Here is an 18,627-nt window from a genome sequence, read left to right as displayed (position 1 = left end):
GCGCTGCGAGACAGCGAGAGCGGGACGAGGTGCGAAAAGGGACATGCGTCATCTCCGTGGCACCATCACCAGTCGCGCCGTGCTCATCGCCGTCTCCGCGACGGCTCTCGTCACCACGTGGGGCACGGCGGCCTCGGCCTCCGCACCGGTCGACTGGGACCGGATCGCGCAGTGCGAGAGCGGCAGCAACTGGTCGACGAACACCGGCAACGGCTACTACGGCGGGCTGCAGTTCAGCCAGTCGACCTGGCAGGCCAATGGCGGCGCGGGCCGCGCGGACCAGGCCTCCCGCGCGGAGCAGATCCGCGTCGCGGAAAGCGTTCTGCGCACCCAGGGTCTGGGAGCTTGGGGGGCGTGCGGACGACGTGCGTCCGCCGGTGGGAAGCTGCCGGTCCGCCAGGGTTCGGCCCCGGTCAGGGGTTCGTCGGCGAGCAAGGCCGTGTCGCGCGTGGTCGCGGTGGCACCGCCGTCCGCGAGCAACCCCGATGGTGACTACACGATCAAGACCGGCGACACGCTCAGCAGCATCGCCCAGGAGTTCCGCGTCGAAGGGGGCTGGCAGGCGCTGGTGGCCAAGAACGGCCCGTACCTGACCAACCCGGACCTCATCAGGCCAGGGGACAAGATCGCCACGAAGTGACGCTCGGCGCGGGACCTGCGACCCAGGTCCCGCGCCCTGCCCTGGTCAGCCCAAGCCTCGCAGCCAGGCCGCGACGTCCTCGAAACCGTTGCGCCGCGCGGCTTCGAGCGCGGTGACCCGTTCCCAGGGCGGCAGCCAGTCCAGGTCCGCGCCCAACGCCAGCAGGCGCTCGGCGCACTCCCGTTGCCCGCCGTGGCACGCGCTCCAGAACGCCATGGTGACGTCTTCCTGTGTGGCACCAACGAGAAGCCGCTCGAGTTGATCGCGCAGGCCGAGCGTCGCGGCATCGATCAGCGTGACCGTCGCACCGCGCTCCACGAGCCGACGGGCCGCACGCCACTGCGCGAACGCCCGCGCGTCGGCCAGGGGAGTGCCGCCGCCGATCACCGCTCCGTCGGCGTCGATGTCCGCACCGGCGTCGAGCAGTGCGTCGAGCACCTCGACGTCATCGGCGCTGGCGGCCCAATGCAGCGGAGTCTCGGTGTGCGAACCCTCGAACCGTGCGTTGACGTCGGCGCCTGCCGAGACCAGTGCCGCCACGGTCTGTGCGCCGTGCGGGCACCCGGCGGGCCAGTCCGTCAGCACGTGCAGCAGGGTTCGCGAGTTTCCGTGGTCGTCGACGATCCGCGCGGTGGCCAGTCCGGCGTCGTCGGCCAGCAGCCGGCGCAGGGTGGCCAGGTCGCCGCTGCGGACAGCGGTCGCGGCGAGTGTCAGCGGGTCGTCGGGTCGCATCAGGCCTTGCTCCACCGCACGACGTCCGCGAACGTCACGTTCCCGCCGCACACCACGAGGCCCAGGCGCGCCTCGGGCCCGACCCGGTCGAGCACCGTGCGCGCCGCCGCCACGAGACACCCGGCGGCGGGTTCGGCCCACACCTTCTGCGTCTCGGCCAGCGTGATCGACCCCCGCACGGCGTCGGCGTCGGACACCACGAGGACGTCCTCGACCAGCGCGACGGTGTGGTCGTAGGTCAGCTGCGACACGTGCGGCGCCGAGAGCGTCGACACGATCGACGTCGGCGTGATCTCCACCGGACCACCTGCGGCCAGTGCGCGGTGCATGGCGTCGGCACCCTCGACCTCGACGCCCCACACCCGCACGCCCGGCACCAGCGCGCGGAACGCCGTCGCGACGCCCGAGATGAACCCGCCGCCGCCGATGCTGACCAGCACGTCGGTGACGTCCGGCGCGTCGGTCGCGAACTCCAGCCCGACGGTGCCCTGCGCGGCGACCACGATCGGGTCGTCGTACGGGTGCACGAGCGTCGCACCGGCCTCCACCAGGTCGTTGAGCAGCGCGAACGCCGCCGCCAGGCCCTCGGTGAGCCGCACGTCCGCACCGGAGGCGCGGGCGAGCTCGACCGAGCGGGCGGGCGCGGTCGCCGGCATCACGACGGTCGCGGCCACGCCGAGTTCGCTCGCGGCGGCGGCCAGCGCGATGCCGTGGTTGCCGCCGCTGACCCCGACCACACCCGCCGCCCAGGCCTCGTCCGTGAGCGAGAGGATCTTCGCGAACGCGCCGCGCGTCTTGAACGAACCGCTGCGCTGCAACAGTTCCAGCTTGACCGTCGTCGGAACGCCCAGCAGGGCGGACAGCCCCGGCGAGGGGAGTGTCGGCGTGCGCAGGACCCGTCCGTCGAGCACCTCGGCCGCGGCACGGACGTCGTCGAGGGTCAGCAGCTCCGCCATGGCGTCACCCTAGGGCGCTGACCCGCGCGATCTCCAGCCGGGCGACGTCGCGCACGTAGCGGCTGGACCTCCCGTCCCGCGGTGTGACGAGCGTCGGGCGGGTGAGCCGCCTGCCGTTGTAGCGGGTGGCGAGCAGGGCCGAGCAGGCACCGAACTCAGGATCGACCTCCGCCCACGACAGCAGCACGCGGAACCCGTCGGCACCGCAGGCCACGACGACGAAGCTGAGCCTGTCCATCTTGCTGCCGCCCGAGGTGCGCAGCGCGACCCTCGCGAGCACGTCGTGCAGCGGCACGCCCTGCACCTGGTGGACCTCGCGGACGCGGGTCGTCCGGTACTCGACGTTGACCGGCTCGCGGGCGTGGGCGTCGAGGTGGGACGTGCGGAAGACCCACTCATCGTTGATGTCCCCGGTGACCAGGACCTGGTCCTCGGACAGCGGCATGCGCGGCGTTGGTATGCCTGCAAACGATGACGTCACGTGCTTCACGGTACGTCTCGGTCACTGTCCGCAAAAGCATCCTAACGAGGTGCATTGCATCCGTGAAAGCGGCATCTAAGATGTGACAGTGCCGAATCTGCGGAGAAGCAAGTCTGACAGGATCACCCTCGCGGTCGCCTCAGCCGCGCTGGTGCTCGCGGGGTGTGGTTCAGGTCAGCAGAGCGCCGCGCCGGGTTCCGAGGCGCCGGAGGTCACCGGGGACGTCACGGTGTTCGCGGCGGCCTCGCTGATGGAGACGTTCACCCAGCTCGGCAAGGACTTCGAGGCCGCCCACCCCGGCACGAAGGTGAAGTTCAACTTCGGCGGCAGTTCGGCGCTCGCCCAGCAGCTCAACCAGGGCGCGCCGGCCGACGTGTTCGCCTCGGCCGCGCCGGCGAACATGAAGCAGGTGACCGACACCAAGACGATCACGGACGTGCCGAGGACGTTCGTGAGGAACAAGCTCGCGATCGCCGTGCCGAAGGGCAACCCCGGCAAGATCGCCGGGCTCGCGGACTTCGCCGACGCGGGCAGGAAGATCGCGCTGTGCGCGGAGCAGGTGCCGTGCGGCGCCGCGTCGAAGAAGGTCTTCGAGCTCGCCAGGATCACGCCCGCGCCGGACACGCTGGAGCAGGACGTGAAGGCCGTGCTCACCAAGGTCTCGCTCGGTGAGGTCGACGGTGCGCTCGTCTACAGGACGGACGTGAAGGCCGCGGGCGACAAGGTCGAGGGCATCGAGTTCGCCGAGTCGGCGCAGGCCGTCAACGACTACCCGATCGCCCCGCTGGCCAAGGCGCCCAACGCCGCCACGGCCAAGGCGTTCGTCGACTTCGTGCTGTCCGAGAAGGGGAAGTCGGTGCTCAGCGCGGCGGGCTTCGACAGCCCGTGAGGCGCAACCGGGTGCGGGGACGGCTGCCCGCGGTCCTCGTCCTGCCCGCCGTGGCCGGCCTGGCGTTCCTGCTGGTGCCGCTCGCCGGGCTGCTCATCAGGACGCCGTGGACGTCACTGTCCACTTTGCTCAGTGCTGAGGTCGGCGAGGCGCTGCGGCTGTCGTTGATCTGCGCCTCACTGGCGACGGTGCTGTGCCTGTTCCTCGGCATCCCGCTGGCCTGGCTGCTGGCGCGCTCAGGCCTGCCTGGTCGTGGGTTCCTGCGCGCGCTCGTCACCGTGCCGCTCGTGCTGCCACCCGTTGTCGGCGGTGTCGCGTTGCTGCTCGTGCTCGGCCGGCGTGGCCTGATCGGCGAGCACCTCGACGCGTGGTTCGGCATCTCGTTGCCGTTCACCACCGCCGGGGTCGTCGTCGCCGAGGCGTTCGTGGCGATGCCGTTCCTGGTGATCTCCGTGGAGGGTGCGCTGCGGGCAGCCGATCCGCGGTACGAGGAGGCGGCGGCGACGCTGGGCGCGTCGAGGTGGCTGACGTTCCGGCGGGTGACGCTGCCGTCGGTGCTGCCGGGTGTGGTGGCGGGCGCGGTGCTGTGCTGGGCGCGGGCGCTGGGGGAGTTCGGTGCGACGATCACGTTCGCCGGCAACTTCCCCGGCGAGACGACGACCATGCCGCTCGCGGTCTACCTTGCCCTGGAAACGGATCCGGACGCCGCGATCGTGCTGAGCATCGTGCTGCTGCTGGTGTCCGTCGGAGTGCTGGCCGGTCTGCGCGACCGGTGGATCAGCGGGCCGACATGAGCCTGAACGCGGAACTGCGCGTCACGCGCGGCACCTTCACCCTCGACCTCGACGTGACGATCGCGCCCGGCGAGGTCGTCGCGCTGCTCGGCCCGAACGGCGCGGGCAAGTCCACCGCGCTGCGCGCCCTGGCGGGGCTGCTCCCGTTGACGTCCGGCCACATCACCGTCGGCGAGTCCATCTGGGACGGTGCGGGCGCGTTCGTGCCGACGGAGAGACGGCCGATCGGCGTGGTGTTCCAGGACTACCTGCTCTTCGCGCACATGTCGGCGTTGGAGAACGTCGCGTTCGGCCTCCGGTCCCGTGGCACCCGCCGCGCCGAGGCACGGGCAGAGGCGGCGCGCTGGCTCGACCGGGTCGAGCTGAACGGCTACGCGCACACCAAGCCCCGTTCCCTGTCAGGAGGTCAGGCCCAACGCGTCGCGCTGGCACGGGCGCTGGTCACCGGCCCGAGCCTGCTGCTGCTCGACGAACCACTCGCCGCGCTGGACGCGAGCACCCGCCTGCAGGTCCGTTCGGAGCTCGGCCGGCACCTCGCGGACTTCGGCGGGCACACGTTGCTGGTCACCCACGACCCGTTGGACGCCATGGTGCTGGCGGACCGCCTGGTGATCCTGGAAGGCGGCCGTGCCGTGCAGTCCGGGCCGCCCGCGGAGGTCGCCCGCCAGCCCCGCACCGACTACGTCGCGAACCTCGTCGGCCTGAACTTCTACCGCGGCAAGGCATCGGGCACGGACGTCGACCTGGAGGGAGGCGGCCGGCTCACGATCCCGAGACCTGTCAACGGTCCGGTGCACGTCGTGTTCCCGCCCAACGCCGTGAGCCTGCACGCCGCGAAGCCGGAAGGCAGCCCGCGCAACGTCTGGCCGGTCACGGTCGCCGCGATCGAACAGCACGCGCACACCACCCGTGTCCGCCTGGACGGCGCGCCGGCCGTGCTCGCCGACATCACCACGGCCACGCTCGCCGATCTGCGGCTGCGTCCCGGCGACGAGTTGTGGGCGGCGGTGAAGGCGACCGAGACCCACGTCTACCCGGTCTGACAGTCGCCGGCTATCGAGCGATAGCGACGTTCGCTTGGACACCGTGCTCGTCGCGGGAGGAAGGTCGAGGCACCACAACGACTTCCGAACGGGAGACCTGCAATGGCGAAGGTCCTGTGCGTGCTCTACGACGACCCGGTCGACGGCTACCCCGAGACCTACGCGAGGGACGGCCTGCCGCACCTCGACGGCTATCCCGGCGGGCAGACGCTGCCGACGCCGTCCGCCGTCGACTTCACGCCGGGCACCCTGCTCGGCAGCGTCTCCGGCGAGCTCGGCCTGCGGCAGTACCTGGAGAGCCAGGGCCACACCCTCGTCGTCACGTCCGACAAGGAGGATCCGGACTCGACGTTCGACCGGGAGCTGGCGGACGCGGACGTCGTGATCTCCCAGCCGTTCTGGCCGGCCTACCTGACCGCGGAACGGTTCGCCCGTGCCCCGAGGCTGAAGCTCGCGCTGACCGCGGGCATCGGCTCGGACCACGTCGACCTGGACGCGGCGATCGAACACGGCGTCACGGTGGCGGAGGTGACGTACTGCAACAGCATCAGCGTCGCCGAGCACGTCGTGATGTCGATCCTGAACCTGGTGCGCAACTTCGTTCCCTCGCACCAGATCGTGCTCGACGGCGGCTGGAACATCGCCGACGCGGTGGCCCGTTCCTACGACGTCGAGGGCATGCACGTCGGCACGGTCGCGGCCGGCCGGATCGGACTAGCGGTGCTGAAGCGCCTGGCGCCGTTCGACATGCACCTGCACTACACCGACCGCCACCGCCTGCCGGAGAGCGTGGAACGCGAGTACAACCTGACGTTCCACGAGTCGGCCGCGGCCATGGTGCCGCACTGCGACGTCGTGACGATCAACGCGCCGCTGCACCCCGAGACCGAGGGCCTGTTCGGCGACGACCTGATCGCCACGATGAGGCGCGGCGCCTACCTGATCAACACCGCCCGCGCCCGCATCGCCGACCGCGACGCCGTCGTGCGCGCCCTGGAGAGCGGCCAGCTCGCGGGGTACGCCGGCGACGTGTGGTTCCCGCAGCCCGCACCGGCCGGCCACCCGTGGCGGACCATGCCGCACCACGCCATGACCCCGCACATCTCGGGCAGCTCGCTGTCGGCGCAGACCCGGTACGCGGCCGGCACCAGGGAGATCCTGGAGTCGTTCTTCGCGGGCACGGCGATCCGCGACGAGTACCTGATCGTGGACGGCGGCAAGCTCGCCGGGACGGGCGCGCACTCGTACTCGACGAACAGCTGATCACCCGGTCCGGTGATTGCTGCGGGGTTCACCGCGAACGTTGGATGGGGCCATGAGCGAACTGACGCTGGACCCCGCCACGACCGCCGTGGTGCTGATCGAGTACCAGAACGACTTCACCAGCGAGGGCGGCGTGCTGCACGGCGCCGTGTCCGAGGTGATGGACAAGACCGGCATGCTCGGCAAGACCGTCGCGGTCGTGGACGCGGCCCGTGCGGCGGGCGCGACGATCATGCACGCGCCCATCACGTTCGCCCAGGGTTATCACGAGATCTCCGCGCACCCGTACGGGATCCTCAAGGGCGTCGTGGACGGCAACGCGTTCGTCAAGGACAGCTGGGGCGCGGCGATCACCGACCAGCTCGCACCCCAGCCAGGTGACATCGTGGTGGAGGGCAAGCGCGGGCTGGACACGTTCGCCAGCACCAACCTCGACTTCATCCTGCGCAGCAAGGGGATCACGACGATCGTGCTCGGCGGGTTCCTCACGAACTGCTGCGTCGAGTCGACCATGCGCACCGGCTACGAGAACGGCTACCGCGTGATCACGCTGACCGACTGCGTGGCGGGGACCTCGGTCGCCGAGCACGACAACGCGATCACCTACGACTACCCGATGTTCTCCCTCCCGGTGAGCGCGGACCAGGTGATCGCCGCTCTTGCCTGACCGCGCGGGCGTGCCGTGAACGCGCCTGCGGCTCGGGTTCGTCCGATGTGGACGCATCTGAGGATCAAGGACGAAGTCGCTGTCCTGCTGGGGTTTCCGTGCCTGCTCGTGCAACGTGGCCTCGTCGAGCAGCGGCGTGCTCTGCTGGGAGAGGATCACCGCGGCCTGCGCGGCCCGCGGCCGGTCGGCGAACAGCGCGTCGGACATCTCGGCGGGCAGCGGTTCGACCGTGCCGGTGACGCAGATCTGCTGCAGAGTCTCACGCCAGTGGAACGTCGCTGCCGCATCCGTCGGCGGTGGAGAGCGTCATCGCGAACGGCTCCCGCACCTCGCGCCGCACCGCCAGGCCGAACCACTCGCCGAGCAGTGCGAGCGTGTCGTCACCACTCCCGGCGTCTTCGCCGGCGCCACGGTGTTCAACCTCCTGGTGGGGCTGGCACTGGCGAGCGTGCTGTTCGCGAACTTCAACGGCGGACAGATGCGAGTGATCACGCCATGCCGACCAGGACGAGGTGTGGTCAAGTGGTGCGAGGCGTGGCCGGGAAAGGGGCTCGGGATGGTGGACACAGCACCGCGGGGGTGGGTGCCGGTCGAGCACCGGTTCCTCGGACTGGACCGGCGGACGTTCGCACCCGCCCTCAGCGTTCTGGCGATCGCGCTGCTGCTGCTCTACGGACTACCCGCCCTGAACGCGGTCATCCCGTGGCACAACGAGATCCGTGCCGGTGACGTGCTGGACCTCGGCGACGGCGCGACCGCGGTGCCGCCGGTGGGCTGGCAGCTGGAGGACGGTGTGCTGGCCGGGACCGGTTCGGCCAACCCGACGAGCCTTCAGGTTCAGCTGGCGGCGGGTGGTGCGTCGATCGTGTTGCGCGGCACACCGTTCACCGGCAGCGCGGAGGCGTTCCTGGACCAGGTGCAGCGCGCGGAGGGCAGCCCACCGGGCGTGGACGGGTCGCGAGGCACGGTGACGACCGCGTCCGGGCTGGTGGGGGTCGCCCAGGGCAGCACCTCGCCCAACGGGGACGGGCTCGACGTCGCGTTCAAGATGACGACCGCATCCGGTGAGGCCGCGGCCGCGCCTGCGTTGCTGGTCAGGGTGCGCACGGCGCCGGGGCAGTTCGAACGTCTGCAGGACACCGTGGGGACTTTCCTGCGCAGCATCACGGCGGGGGCGGCCCGATGACCACGACATCCGAAGCGCGGACCGCGCAGCTCACCGCGATCGAGCAGTCGGGCTGGGGGCTGCCGTTCAGCCTGGTCCAGCCGCGCAACCTGGCGTTCTGGGTGTACCTGCTGGGCGTGGGCGGCGGCGCGCTGTCGATGCTGCGCTACTTCGGGCCCGGCGCCCACTTCTACAGCCCCGCGCTGACCGGCGGCGTCGTGCTGTTCGGCCTGTACCTGGTGCCGTGGCTGCTGCTCCTGCGCCACCAGAACCGCTACACCGCCCAGCCCGCCGCGCTGCTGGCGGCGGCGTTCGCCTGGGGTGGCCTCGCCGCGACGTTCTGGATCGCGCTGCCCGCGAACACCGCCCTGCTGGAGATCTGGACGAAGCTCGGCGGAACGGCCTTCGCCGCCGACTGGGCCGCCGGTCTCACCGCGCCGATCAACGAGGAGTTCGGCAAGGCGCTCGGCCTGGTCCTGCTGATCGGCCTCGCCCCGAGGCTGGTGCGGGGCGCCTACGACGGCTTCATCATCGGCGCGTTCATCGGGCTGGGCTTCCAGGTCTTCGAGGACGTGCTCTACGTCTACAACGGCGCCGCGCAGACGTTCGGCGCCGACCAGCTGGCGTCGTCGTTCCAGATGTTCCTGGTCCGCGGCGCGGCCGGGATCGTGTCGCACGCGTTGTTCAGCGCGATCTTCTGCGCGGGCCTGATGTGGGTCCTCGGCCGCACTCCCGGCGAGCGCAACGTGCCCCGCGGCGTGCTGACCATGCTGACCGCCATGGTGTTCCACTTCGCGTGGGACGACATGGGAGGCCTGAGCGGCGGCATCGGCGTCCTGGCGGCCGTGCTGCCGTTCGTGATCGCGGTGGTCGAGCTCGTCACGCTGTTCTACGTCGCGCGGCACGCGTCCCGGCAGGAACGGGTCTGGATCCGCCAGCTGCTGCAGCCCGAAGCGGATGCGGGGGTCATCGATCCCGCGCTGCTCGGTGCTGTCAGCGGTCTCGGCAAGGACCGCAAGGCGTTCCGGAAGCTGGTGCGCGGTCGCCGCAGGGCACGGCACCTGCTGGAGGCGGCGTCCGACCTGGCCCGCGAACTCGCTCGCGCGCAAGGGAACGAGACGAGCGAGGTCGCGCACGCGCGGGCCGAACTGCTGCGGCTGCGCGGTATCCGAGCCTAGAGTCGTTCGCCCGCGGTCACGAACATCCGCTCCGCCGCGTCGAGCAGCACCTCGCGCAGCGCGGGCGAGGTCGTCGCGACGGCGGCGGCGCGGAGCCGGGTGCCGACGCCCATCAGGTCCACTCGGGACAGACGTTCGCCCGGACCCCAGTGCGGCGGCACCGGAACCGGTGTCACGGGCGGGATCACGAACACCACACCGCCCACGACCACGGTCTGTCCCTGCGGTGGGGGCTGGAAGTCGCAGATCGGGGGCGAGCCGATCAGGCCGTCGGCGAACTGCTCGAGCGCCGCGCGGTTGACCATCGGCACCGCGTCGCTGCCGAGCCGGTCCGCCGCCTGCTGCAACGCCGCGGCCTGGTTGACCGCCGCGCCGGTGGCCAGCGCGACCCACCGCAGCCGCTCGTCGGCCGGCATCTTCTGCCGTGCCGGGACGATCGTGGTGTCGGCGACCCAGTGCCGGATGGCGTCGAACTGGTAGATCCAGCCCAGCTCGTCCTCCGGCGGGGGGAACGGCCACCAGTACAGGGCGATGAGCTCCGACTCGGTCAGCGTGACGCTCATGTCGTTCTCCTCGTGGTCGGCGTTGTCGGAGAGACAGACGACATCGGCGACACGCTTGATACGCGTATCAACGAAGACGCACGGGCCGTCTGAGGGGCATGCGACGCACAGGGAGAACACCGCGGTGGGCCGTGCTGACGGCTCTGCTGACGGTTCTGTTGTCAGGCTGCGACCCCGGCGGGGACGCGGCGACGAGCGCGGGATCCGCAGGCGAGGCAGTACCCACGGCCGGCTCGAAGGAGGTCGGGGCCGGTACGACACAGGCCGGGTGCCGCCGGCCCGGCCAGGAGATCGGGCACTGGCTGCCCGCGTTCGACCGGTCTCTCCAGGAGGAGGCCACCGTCCGGACCGTCACGACGAACCCCTGCCCGCCGTTCGTCGAGCTGCTCAGCCAGATCGACATGCTCGTCCCGGAGGGACAACGGCGGGCGAGCAGCGCTGCCAGGGACTTCGCGATGGGAGTGCGTGGTCTGGCCAGCAAGTACCTGGCGGGGGCCGACACCGCGAGGTGCCTTTACGAAGCCGACAAGCTGACCATCGCGATCTACCAGCACGCCGATCACCCGTGGTCCGTTGGCGTCGTCGTGGCGCTCCGGCTCGACGCCGCCGCGGACGTGGCGTTGTGCTACCTGTTCGGGCAGACCCGCTCCGACCCGACGCTCACCCCGGTCCAACCGGCGGAGGGGCCCGAACCCGAGTTCTGCCCGAGCTCCTCGCTGCCGCTGCGCAACGGGGTGCGGACGGCCGTGATCACGTTCGGGTCCTCCACCTGGATGTGCGACGCGCTGGAGCGCGCCGTGCCGTCCGACTAGGCGGAACGGTCGTGAACCTCCTGCAACGCCGCGATCGCCGTGGAACGGCGCAGTCTGACCAGGCAGCGTTGCCTGGTCGGGCCGATCGCGCCGACCGGCATGCCGAGCCGCGAGCTGATCTCCGCGTAGGACGGCGGGGGATCGGTCAGCAGCATCGAGACCAGTTCTCGTTGCCGCACCGGCAGCCGGGCGACCTCGCAGCGCACCGTGACGCGCCGTTCCTCGTGCAGCAGCGGCTCGTCCGCGGCCGGTTCGGCGGGGTCGGCCGGCTCCCGCTCGTCCGGGACCTCGCGATGCCGGCCGCGCAGCAGCGACATGCACTCGTGCCGGACGGTCGTCGTCAGCCAGCCCGGCAACGCCTCCGGGTTGCGGATCTTCGCGACGTTGAGCACCAGCTGCAGCCAGACGTTCCCGCTGACGTCGTCGGCGTCGGCCCCCGTGATCCCGTGGCGCCGGCACACCGCCGACACCAGCGGCGAATAACGCCGGAAGAGTTCCCGCCAGGCGGATTCCACACCCTGCGCGGCGCTTTCCAGCAGTGCCGCGACCGACGATTCGTTCCGCATTCTCGCCCTCCCCGTTGCTCCATTGGCTCCACGGTTTCGGAACGCTCTGCTCGCCGACCTTGCGGCGACCTTGCGGAGCAGTCAGCATCGACGGGTCCGTCTTTCGTCACCCGTCGAAATCCGGGGGCTCGCGGCATGGAACTCCGGCTCTTCGGGGAGGTGCAGCTGAGCGTCGACGGCGGGCTGCTCGACGTCGGAACCCCTCGTCAGCAGGCCGTGCTGGCCGCGCTCGCGGTGGACGCGGGACGCCCGGTCGCCGTCGAGATGCTGATCGACCGGGTGTGGCACGACGACCCGCCGGTCCAGGCGCGCAACGTGCTCTATTCCCATCTGAGTCGAATTCGCCAATTGCTCAGGAAGGCCGGGGAAAACATCCACGTCGACCGCAGGAATGCGGGTTACGTGCTGGACGTCGATCCCGATCAGGTGGATCTGCACCGGTTCTCCCGGCTGGTCGAGCTGGGCAGGGACGCACGGGGCGGCGACGTCGAGCGCGCGGCCGTGCTGACCGAGGCGCTGGGCCTGTGGCGCGGCACGCCGCTCGCGGGCGTCCGGGGCGAGTGGGTGGAGCAGGTCAGGGAGAGCTGGCACCGGCGGCGGCTGGACGCGATCGTGCTGTGGGGCGAGGTCGAGCTCAGGCTGGGCCGGTTCGACGGGGTGATCGGCGCACTGCCCGACCTGCTCGCGGAGTACCCGCTGGCCGAACCGCTCGAAGTCCTGTTCATGCGCGCGCTGCACGCGGCGGGCAGGGACGCGGAGGCCGTCGAACGCTACGGCGTCGTCCGCAGACGGCTCGCCGACGAACTGGGCACCGATCCGGGGCCGGAACTACGTGCGTTGCACAGCGCGATCCTGCGCGGCGACCTGCCGAAACCCGGCCGGGAACGCGCGTTGGCGACCCCGGCGCAGCTCCCGCCCGACATCCCCGCTTTCGCCGGCCGCGCGGAGGAGTTGCGCAGTCTCGGCAGCACCGCGGGGATCATCGTGGTGTCGGGGACCGCGGGCGTCGGCAAGACCACGCTGGCTGTGCACTGGGCGCACCTGGCCCGCGCCGAGTTCCCCGGCGGGCAGCTCTACGTGAACCTGCGCGGGTTCGACCCGACGGGCTCCCCGGTCGCCCCCGGAGAGGCGGTGCGCGGCTTCCTGGACGCGTTCGAGGTGCCGTCCGCGCAGATCCCCGCCAGCCTCGACGCGCAGGTCGGCCTCTACCGCAGCCTGCTCGCGGACCGCAGGGTGCTGGTCGTGCTGGACAACGCGCGCGACGCCGAGCAGGTCCGCCCGCTGCTGCCGGGAGCACCGGGCAGCCTCGCCCTGGTGACCAGCCGCAGCCAGCTGGCCGGTCTCGTCACCGAGGGCGCCCGCCCGGTGCCGCTGGACCTGCTCGACGACCGCGAGGCGCGCGAGCTGCTGGCCGGACGCCTCGGCGCACAACGGACAGCGGCCGAACCGGACGCGGTCGACGAGATCGTCGTGCTGTGCGCGCGGCTGCCGTTGGCACTCGCGGTGGTGGCCGCCCGCGCCGCCATGCACCCGAGGTTCCGCCTCGCCGCGCTGGCCCGCGAACTGCACGAGGCACGCGGCGGTCTCGACGAGTTCTCCCGCGCCGACCAGGCGACCGACCCGCGGGCCGTGTTCTCGTGGTCCTACCTGCAACTCGGTGCCGCCGCAGCAAGGTTGTTCCGGCTGACCGGCCTGCACCCCGGCCCGGACCTCGGCACCCGTGCGGCGGCGAGCCTGGCCGGACTACCGGTCGGCGTCACGCGCCCGCTGCTGGCCGAACTCGCGGACGCACATCTGGTCGCCGAGGACAGTCCCGGCCGCTACACCTGCCACGACCTCCTGCGCGCCTACGCGTCGGAACAGGCCCGCACCCTCGATCCCGAACCCGAGCGGCACGCGGCGATCGGCCGGATGCTCGGCCACTACGTCCACAGCGCGAACCACGCCGACAGACTGCTCGACCCACGCAGGGAGGAGCCGCCCACCCTGACCGCGCTCCCGCCCGGCGTCGTGCCGGAACGGGTTGCCGACCACGGCGCGGCACTGGCCTGGTTCCGCGCCGAGCGGCGGGTGCTGCTCGCCGCCGTCCACCAGCCCGTCGAGTTCGACGCCCAGGTGTGGGAGCTGGCCTGGACGATGCGGCGTTTCCTGGCCCACCAAGGACATTGGCACGACGAGATCGAGACCCTCACGCTCGCGCTCGCCGCCGCCCGCCGGCTGGGCGACCCGATCAAGCAGGCCTACGCCCAGTGCTACGTGGGATGCACCCAGGTCTGGCTGGAGAAGTTCGAGGACGCCCGCTTCCGGTTCTCGGTCGCGCTCGACCTGTACCGCGACGCCGACGACCTGGTGGGCCAGGCGCACGTCCGGTACTACCTCTGCTGGATGCTCGAACGTCAGGAGCGCGTCGCCGAGGCGCTCGCCCAGGCCGAGCAGGGCCTCGACCTGTTCGGCAGGGCCGGGCACGAGGCGGGGCAGGCGAAGTGCCTCAACGCGGTCGGCTGGTTCCACGCGCTGTCCGGCGACCACGAGGCCGCCATCGTCCACTGCGAACGGGCGCTGGAACTGCAGACCGCGCTGGGCGACCAGCTCGGCGCGGGCCAGACCTGGCACAGCCTCGGCTACTCGCACGACCACCTCGGCCATCACGCGCGGTCGATCGACTGCTACCAGGCCGCGGTCGACCTGTTCCGCGTGACCGGCTACCGCTTCAGCGAGGCGTACACGCTGATGTCGCTGGGCGACGCGCACGACCACGTCGGCGACGCGGGCGCGGCCCGCACCGCGTGGGGAAATGCCCTGGAGATCCTCGACCAGCTCGGTCACCTCGACGCCGCCAAGGTGCGGGCCAAGCTGGAGAACCACCCGTGAAAGGCAGACGATGACCGAACCCACCGACGGCACCACCGAACTCTTCGCGCGGCTGCAGGCGCTGGACCTGTCCGAGGAGCAGCGGAGACTGCTGGCCGCGATCCTCAACGTGGCCGGGTGCATCACCGACGGCGAAGGCAGACCGAACGAGCGGGCCTTCCACGAGGATTTCGAGCAGGCGTTCACGCCGTACTCGCCTGCCACGGTCGCACTCCTGCTGGCGAGCGCGGACTGCCCGCCTCCGCCCGCGGCCACGTACGAGATGGTCACGCGCGCCATGGTCGTTCGTGGCCTGCCCCCGTCGGGCCCGACAGGTCCGATCCTCGTGCCGCCCATCACGCCTCCTCCGCCGCCCCCTCCACCGCCCACTCCTCCCGGGCCTGCTCACGATGACGACTGATCGCGCCGCCTGGCCGGTGGTCGTCGTGTCCATGCCCTTCATGCACGCCGACCGCCCGTCCATCCAGTTGGGACTCCTCGCGGCGATCGCCCGCCGGGAGGGGTTCCCGGTGCGCACGCTGCACGCGAACCTGGACCTCGCGGCCAGGATCGGCACGGCCTACTACCGGCAGCTCGCCGACCAGTGCGGGAGGCTGGTCGGCGAGTGGCTGTTCGCGGTCGAGGCCTTCGGCGACGCCGCTCCCGACCAGGAGGGCAAGCTGCTGCTGGAGTTCGCCGACGACCTCGCCTACCTGGGTGACCGGGAACGGTTGCTGCGAACGCGCGAGCACGACGTCCCGGCGTTCCTCGACGCACTTGTGTCCGAAGTGGACTGGGAAGGGGTGCGCGTCGTCGGGTTCAGCTCGACCTTCCAGCAGACGGCCGCGTCGGTGGCGCTGGCCCGGCGGCTCAAGGATCGTTTCCCGGACGTCGTCACGGTGTTCGGGGGCGCCAACTTCGACGGTGAGATGGGCCTGGAACTGGTGCGCTCACTGCCTTGTGTCGACTTCGCGGTCATCGGGGAGGGCGACAGCGCGTTCCCCCGGCTGCTGGACGCGCTGGCCGCCGGAACCGATCCGGGCGCGATCCCCGGCGTCGCCCGGCGGGTCGGGGACGACGTGGTCGCGACCCCGGCCGCACCACCGCACGAGCAGCTCGACGACCTGCCCGACCCGGAGTACGGCGAGTACTTCGACCGGATGGCGGTGCTGGGGCTGCTCGCCGGTGACGTCTGGATCCCGTTCGAGGCCGCCAGGGGGTGTTGGTGGGGCGCCAAGCACCACTGCACCTTCTGCGGGCTCAACGGGACCACGATGCGGTTCCGCGCCAAGTCACCGGTGCGCGTGCTGGACGAGCTCGCGCACCAGGCGAGGCGGTACCGCTCCACGCGGTTCGAGGCGGTCGACAACATCCTCGATCCGCGCTACCTGCGGGAGCTGTTCCCGGTGATCGCCGAACGCGGCGAGGACTACGAGATCTTCTACGAGGCCAAGGCGAACCTCACCAGGGCACAGCTGAAAGTGCTGGCGCTCGGTGGCGTGACGCGGCTGCAGCCCGGCCTGGAGTCGCTCAGCTCCGCCGTGCTGAGGTTGATGAACAAGGGCGTCCGAGCGGCGCAGAACGTGAACCTGTTGCGCTGGGCCGGTTATTACGGCATCGACGTGGCGTGGAACATCCTGTGGGGGTTTCCCGGCGAGACCGAGGAGGACTACGCGGAGCAGGCGAGGATCGTGCCGCACCTCGTGCACCTGCAACCTCCCGCGAGCGCCGACCGGCTGTGGCTCGAACGCTTCAGCCCGATGCACACCCGGCCGGACAGTTTCGGGTTGCCACGGCCCAAGCCCGAGGCGAGCTACCGGTTCGTCTACCCGGACACCGTTGACGTGGAACGGATCGCGTACTTCTTCGAGTACGAACCGAGCACCGCGTTGCCGGCTGCCGCTTACACGCCGTTGAGGAAGTCGGTGATCGACTGGGCCCGGGCCTGGCAGGAGACCCGTCCCACGCTCGTCTACCGGTCGGCGGCGGGGTATCTGCGCATCGACGACGCCAGGCACCAGGGCAACGACGGCACGTACACCTTCCACGACACGCTCGCGGCGATCTACCTGGCCTGCACCGAACGCCCGCGCACCGCCGCCGCCGTGCGCACGGAGCTCGGGCTGGACCTGCCGGTCGAGGCGGTGCGGGACGCGTTCCGGCAGTTCCAGGAGCGCGGGCTCATGTTCCTGGACGACGAGCTGGCGCTCGCACTGGCCTTGCCCGCCACCCGCGGCCGATAGTGATCACCGCCGCGAGCAGCAGCGCGAGGAAGACCAGGCCGAGCGCGCGGCCGTCCAGACGTTGCCGGTTGCGCACCAACGGTTGGGCGGCTTGTTTGCGTCGCTCAGCGATCAACTGCACCGCCGCCTCGGCCAGCACCACGAAACCGATGACCCCGAGCATGGTGTTCGACACGCGGCCGGCCGCGTCCGCCTTGCGCGTCTCCCAGGCCGCCAAGGCGGTCAGCGTGTCCCAGTCGTCCTTCTCGGAGACGAGCGCGGTGGCCAGGCCGGTCTCGACCTCGTCCGCCGGTGCGGGATCGCGGGCCATCGCGCCGGCCACCGCGGCACTCCGGGCGGCCGCGGCCTCCTCGGCGCGCGCCAGTTCGCGGGCATCGGTCACGGTCCGCTCGTCCTCGTAGTTGGCGTCGATCTCCCTGCCGGTCGCGGCCACACCGCCCTCCGCGGCGATCTGGAGGGCGGTGCGCCCGAACTCGGTGCGCGTCGAGCTGATGCTCTTCGCGCTGCGGGACTGGACGGCGTGCCGCGCGGACTCGGCCTGGTACCGCTGCTCCTGCGAGCTGAAGGCCAGCTGCACCAACGGGAACAGCACACCGGCGGACCAGATCACGAGCAGCAGCACCGCCACCCGCCGTTCCGGACCGGTCGCGATGCCCGGCTGCGGGTAGAGCTCCACCACGGGCCGTGCGGATCGGCGAAGCATGGCCCCGACGACGGCCAGACCGGTGACGAGGGCGGTGACCGCGGAGATCCACAGCGCGAGCCGGGCGAGGTCGTCACCCTCCCGGTCGGGAACGGCGGGGTCCGGCGCGGGCGGACGAGCGGCACCGACGTCGGCGAGCCGGAGGAGAAGATTCGAGCCGCCACCGGACAGGTCGTAGCGGCGCTGACCGGCGAGGTTCTGGGGAGCGGAGACCTGGCGGAACGCGAAGGCGGCGTTCTCGGCGATCGCCTTCTCCGTGGCGGCGGCCGCGTTCGTGCCCGCCAACGGCGTCAGTGCGTCCGCGCGGATCTGGAGCGCGGCGACGCGGAAGGCGAACGGACCCTCGTTCGCGTAGACCTGCCGCACGTCGTCCTGGAGGACACCGGCCCGGTCCACCTCCTGCTGGAGCGCCTTCTGCCAGGCACTGGACGCGTCGCTGTACATCCACCCGGCGAGGACCGTGAAGGCCGCGCCGACCAGGATCGCGACGACCTGGACGACGACCCGCGCTCTCACGAGTCCCGCAGCAGGACGAGTGCGTACCCGCCCGACTCGTGCAGGTGCAGCGCGTCGCGACCGGCGCGGAAGGTGAAGACCCGCCGTTTCAGCGCTTCCGGCTGGTCGGTGTGGTCACCCGCCGGATCATCCGGTGCCTTGCGGGTCCGCGTGGACCGCGCCGGGTTCAGTTCGAGCTGGTCACCCGCGGCCACGTAGGTGCCGTCCTGGTCGCGGTGAAAGACGAAGCGGCCGCCGGAAGCTTCGTATTCCAATGCTTCTCGGGATTTGTACTTGCCATCGGCGGAGAAGCGGAAACGCATCTCGGTGGTCGAGCCCGTGCAGACCCATTCACCGACGATCGGCGCCGTAGCCGAATCGCCCGCGGGCGCGACACAGGCCGGTGCGGAACTGGTCGGTGGTGCGACCGAGCTCGATTCCGACGGCCTGGGCGGGGGCGCGAACGGACCCACGCACCCGGTCGGGAAGGTGACCGCGACAACCGCGAGAAGTACGGTGGAAAGATTTTTCGACGCCGCTGTCGGCATGGGACGCGACTATACTTCTTTCCCTCCATTTCGCCAGTG

Annotated in this window: 19 protein-coding genes; 12 read left to right on the top strand and 7 right to left on the bottom strand. The window is 71.2% G+C overall.

Annotated features, from left to right (window positions below; translation table 11 throughout):
- The first annotated feature begins 43 nt into the window (after positions 1–43).
- On the top strand, positions 44–640 hold the full coding sequence (locus ACSHWB_RS41440) for a transglycosylase family protein (RefSeq protein ID WP_439658790.1): 597 nt from the start codon (positions 44–46) through the stop codon (positions 638–640).
- A 45-nt stretch (positions 641–685) separates the two neighbouring features.
- On the opposite strand, the gene ACSHWB_RS41435 is transcribed toward ACSHWB_RS41440, so the two are convergent.
- Genes ACSHWB_RS41435 through ACSHWB_RS41425 form a run of 3 tightly spaced genes read right to left on the bottom strand, consistent with a single transcriptional unit; the run spans position 686 to position 2,773 of the window.
- Positions 686–1,372, bottom strand: a complete 687-nt coding sequence (locus ACSHWB_RS41435) for an ankyrin repeat domain-containing protein (protein WP_439658789.1) — start codon at positions 1,370–1,372, stop codon at positions 686–688.
- Entirely contained in the window at positions 1,372–2,328 is a 957-nt protein-coding gene (locus ACSHWB_RS41430; protein WP_439658788.1) for a threonine ammonia-lyase, read from the bottom strand. Before ACSHWB_RS41430 ends, ACSHWB_RS41435 begins: the two co-directional genes overlap by 1 nt.
- Before the next feature lie 4 nt (positions 2,329–2,332).
- On the bottom strand, positions 2,333–2,773 hold the full coding sequence (locus ACSHWB_RS41425; RefSeq protein WP_439658787.1) for a molybdopterin-binding protein: 441 nt from the start codon (positions 2,771–2,773) through the stop codon (positions 2,333–2,335).
- A gap of 124 nt (positions 2,774–2,897) precedes the next feature.
- On the opposite strand from ACSHWB_RS41425, the gene modA reads away from it, so the two are divergent.
- The 7 genes from modA (at position 2,898) to ACSHWB_RS41390 (ending at position 9,808) form a co-directional block, all read left to right on the top strand.
- Entirely contained in the window at positions 2,898–3,698 is an 801-nt protein-coding gene (gene modA, locus ACSHWB_RS41420; protein WP_439658786.1) for a molybdate ABC transporter substrate-binding protein, read from the top strand.
- Complete coding sequence (gene modB, locus ACSHWB_RS41415) at positions 3,695–4,492, top strand: molybdate ABC transporter permease subunit (protein ID WP_439658785.1); 798 nt, start codon at positions 3,695–3,697, stop codon at positions 4,490–4,492. Before modA ends, modB begins: the two co-directional genes overlap by 4 nt.
- On the top strand, positions 4,489–5,535 hold the full coding sequence (locus ACSHWB_RS41410; protein WP_439658784.1) for an ABC transporter ATP-binding protein: 1,047 nt from the start codon (positions 4,489–4,491) through the stop codon (positions 5,533–5,535). Before modB ends, ACSHWB_RS41410 begins: the two co-directional genes overlap by 4 nt.
- A gap of 102 nt (positions 5,536–5,637) precedes the next feature.
- Entirely contained in the window at positions 5,638–6,798 is a 1,161-nt protein-coding gene (locus ACSHWB_RS41405) for an NAD-dependent formate dehydrogenase (protein ID WP_439658783.1), read from the top strand.
- Between the two features lie 52 nt (positions 6,799–6,850).
- Positions 6,851–7,465, top strand: a complete 615-nt coding sequence (locus ACSHWB_RS41400; protein ID WP_439658782.1) for a cysteine hydrolase — start codon at positions 6,851–6,853, stop codon at positions 7,463–7,465.
- A 115-nt stretch (positions 7,466–7,580) separates the two neighbouring features.
- Positions 7,581–8,651, top strand: coding sequence for a hypothetical protein (locus ACSHWB_RS41395; protein ID WP_439658781.1), 1,071 nt, complete (start codon positions 7,581–7,583; stop codon positions 8,649–8,651).
- On the top strand, positions 8,648–9,808 hold the full coding sequence (locus tag ACSHWB_RS41390; RefSeq protein WP_439658780.1) for a PrsW family intramembrane metalloprotease: 1,161 nt from the start codon (positions 8,648–8,650) through the stop codon (positions 9,806–9,808). Before ACSHWB_RS41395 ends, ACSHWB_RS41390 begins: the two co-directional genes overlap by 4 nt.
- On the opposite strand, the gene ACSHWB_RS41385 is transcribed toward ACSHWB_RS41390, so the two are convergent.
- Entirely contained in the window at positions 9,805–10,371 is a 567-nt protein-coding gene (locus ACSHWB_RS41385; protein ID WP_439658779.1) for a hypothetical protein, read from the bottom strand. The genes ACSHWB_RS41390 and ACSHWB_RS41385 overlap by 4 nt on opposite strands.
- Before the next feature lie 131 nt (positions 10,372–10,502).
- Here ACSHWB_RS41385 and ACSHWB_RS41380 point away from each other — a divergent pair, with 131 nt between their 5' ends.
- Positions 10,503–11,183, top strand: coding sequence for a hypothetical protein (locus tag ACSHWB_RS41380; RefSeq protein ID WP_439658778.1), 681 nt, complete (start codon positions 10,503–10,505; stop codon positions 11,181–11,183).
- On the opposite strand, the gene ACSHWB_RS41375 is transcribed toward ACSHWB_RS41380, so the two are convergent.
- Positions 11,180–11,749 carry an RNA polymerase sigma factor gene (locus tag ACSHWB_RS41375; protein ID WP_439658777.1) on the bottom strand — a complete coding sequence of 190 codons (570 nt, stop codon included), beginning with the start codon at positions 11,747–11,749 and terminating at the stop codon, positions 11,180–11,182. The genes ACSHWB_RS41380 and ACSHWB_RS41375 overlap by 4 nt on opposite strands.
- A gap of 135 nt (positions 11,750–11,884) precedes the next feature.
- Between ACSHWB_RS41375 and ACSHWB_RS41370 the strand changes: the two genes are divergently transcribed.
- Genes ACSHWB_RS41370 through ACSHWB_RS41360 form a run of 3 tightly spaced genes read left to right on the top strand, consistent with a single transcriptional unit; the run spans position 11,885 to position 16,842 of the window.
- Entirely contained in the window at positions 11,885–14,620 is a 2,736-nt protein-coding gene (locus tag ACSHWB_RS41370; RefSeq protein WP_439658776.1) for a BTAD domain-containing putative transcriptional regulator, read from the top strand.
- Between the two features lie 10 nt (positions 14,621–14,630).
- Positions 14,631–15,020 (top strand): hypothetical protein, encoded by a 390-nt coding sequence (locus ACSHWB_RS41365; RefSeq protein WP_439658775.1) that lies wholly within the window; start codon positions 14,631–14,633, stop codon positions 15,018–15,020.
- Positions 15,010–16,842 carry a RiPP maturation radical SAM C-methyltransferase gene (locus ACSHWB_RS41360; protein WP_439658774.1) on the top strand — a complete coding sequence of 611 codons (1,833 nt, stop codon included), beginning with the start codon at positions 15,010–15,012 and terminating at the stop codon, positions 16,840–16,842. Before ACSHWB_RS41365 ends, ACSHWB_RS41360 begins: the two co-directional genes overlap by 11 nt.
- Here ACSHWB_RS41360 and ACSHWB_RS41355 read toward each other — a convergent pair.
- Together ACSHWB_RS41355 and ACSHWB_RS41350 are read right to left on the bottom strand one after the other, a co-directional pair.
- Positions 16,781–18,061, bottom strand: a complete 1,281-nt coding sequence (locus ACSHWB_RS41355) for a hypothetical protein (protein ID WP_439658773.1) — start codon at positions 18,059–18,061, stop codon at positions 16,781–16,783. The genes ACSHWB_RS41360 and ACSHWB_RS41355 overlap by 62 nt on opposite strands.
- Complete coding sequence (locus ACSHWB_RS41350) at positions 18,058–18,588, bottom strand: hypothetical protein (RefSeq protein WP_439658772.1); 531 nt, start codon at positions 18,586–18,588, stop codon at positions 18,058–18,060. Before ACSHWB_RS41350 ends, ACSHWB_RS41355 begins: the two co-directional genes overlap by 4 nt.
- Positions 18,589–18,627: the final 39 nt, after the last annotated feature.

The organism is Lentzea sp. HUAS TT2 (assembly GCF_051853195.1).
GTDB lineage: Bacteria > Actinomycetota > Actinomycetes > Mycobacteriales > Pseudonocardiaceae > Lentzea.
This window is presented reverse-complemented; position numbering and strand designations above follow the sequence as displayed.

Coding starts and splice junctions, on each gene's coding strand:
- ACSHWB_RS41440 (WP_439658790.1), top strand. CDS start 44: ATGCGTCATCTCCGTGGCACCATCACCAGTCGCGCCGTGCTCATCGCC.
- ACSHWB_RS41435 (WP_439658789.1), bottom strand. CDS start 1,372: ATGCGACCCGACGACCCGCTGACACTCGCCGCGACCGCTGTCCGCAGC.
- ACSHWB_RS41430 (WP_439658788.1), bottom strand. CDS start 2,328: ATGGCGGAGCTGCTGACCCTCGACGACGTCCGTGCCGCGGCCGAGGTG.
- ACSHWB_RS41425 (WP_439658787.1), bottom strand. CDS start 2,773: ATGCCGCTGTCCGAGGACCAGGTCCTGGTCACCGGGGACATCAACGAT.
- ACSHWB_RS41410 (WP_439658784.1), top strand. CDS start 4,489: ATGAGCCTGAACGCGGAACTGCGCGTCACGCGCGGCACCTTCACCCTC.
- ACSHWB_RS41405 (WP_439658783.1), top strand. CDS start 5,638: ATGGCGAAGGTCCTGTGCGTGCTCTACGACGACCCGGTCGACGGCTAC.
- ACSHWB_RS41400 (WP_439658782.1), top strand. CDS start 6,851: ATGAGCGAACTGACGCTGGACCCCGCCACGACCGCCGTGGTGCTGATC.
- ACSHWB_RS41390 (WP_439658780.1), top strand. CDS start 8,648: ATGACCACGACATCCGAAGCGCGGACCGCGCAGCTCACCGCGATCGAG.
- ACSHWB_RS41385 (WP_439658779.1), bottom strand. CDS start 10,371: ATGAGCGTCACGCTGACCGAGTCGGAGCTCATCGCCCTGTACTGGTGG.
- ACSHWB_RS41375 (WP_439658777.1), bottom strand. CDS start 11,749: ATGCGGAACGAATCGTCGGTCGCGGCACTGCTGGAAAGCGCCGCGCAG.
- ACSHWB_RS41370 (WP_439658776.1), top strand. CDS start 11,885: ATGGAACTCCGGCTCTTCGGGGAGGTGCAGCTGAGCGTCGACGGCGGG.
- ACSHWB_RS41365 (WP_439658775.1), top strand. CDS start 14,631: ATGACCGAACCCACCGACGGCACCACCGAACTCTTCGCGCGGCTGCAG.
- ACSHWB_RS41360 (WP_439658774.1), top strand. CDS start 15,010: ATGACGACTGATCGCGCCGCCTGGCCGGTGGTCGTCGTGTCCATGCCC.
- ACSHWB_RS41350 (WP_439658772.1), bottom strand. CDS start 18,588: ATGCCGACAGCGGCGTCGAAAAATCTTTCCACCGTACTTCTCGCGGTT.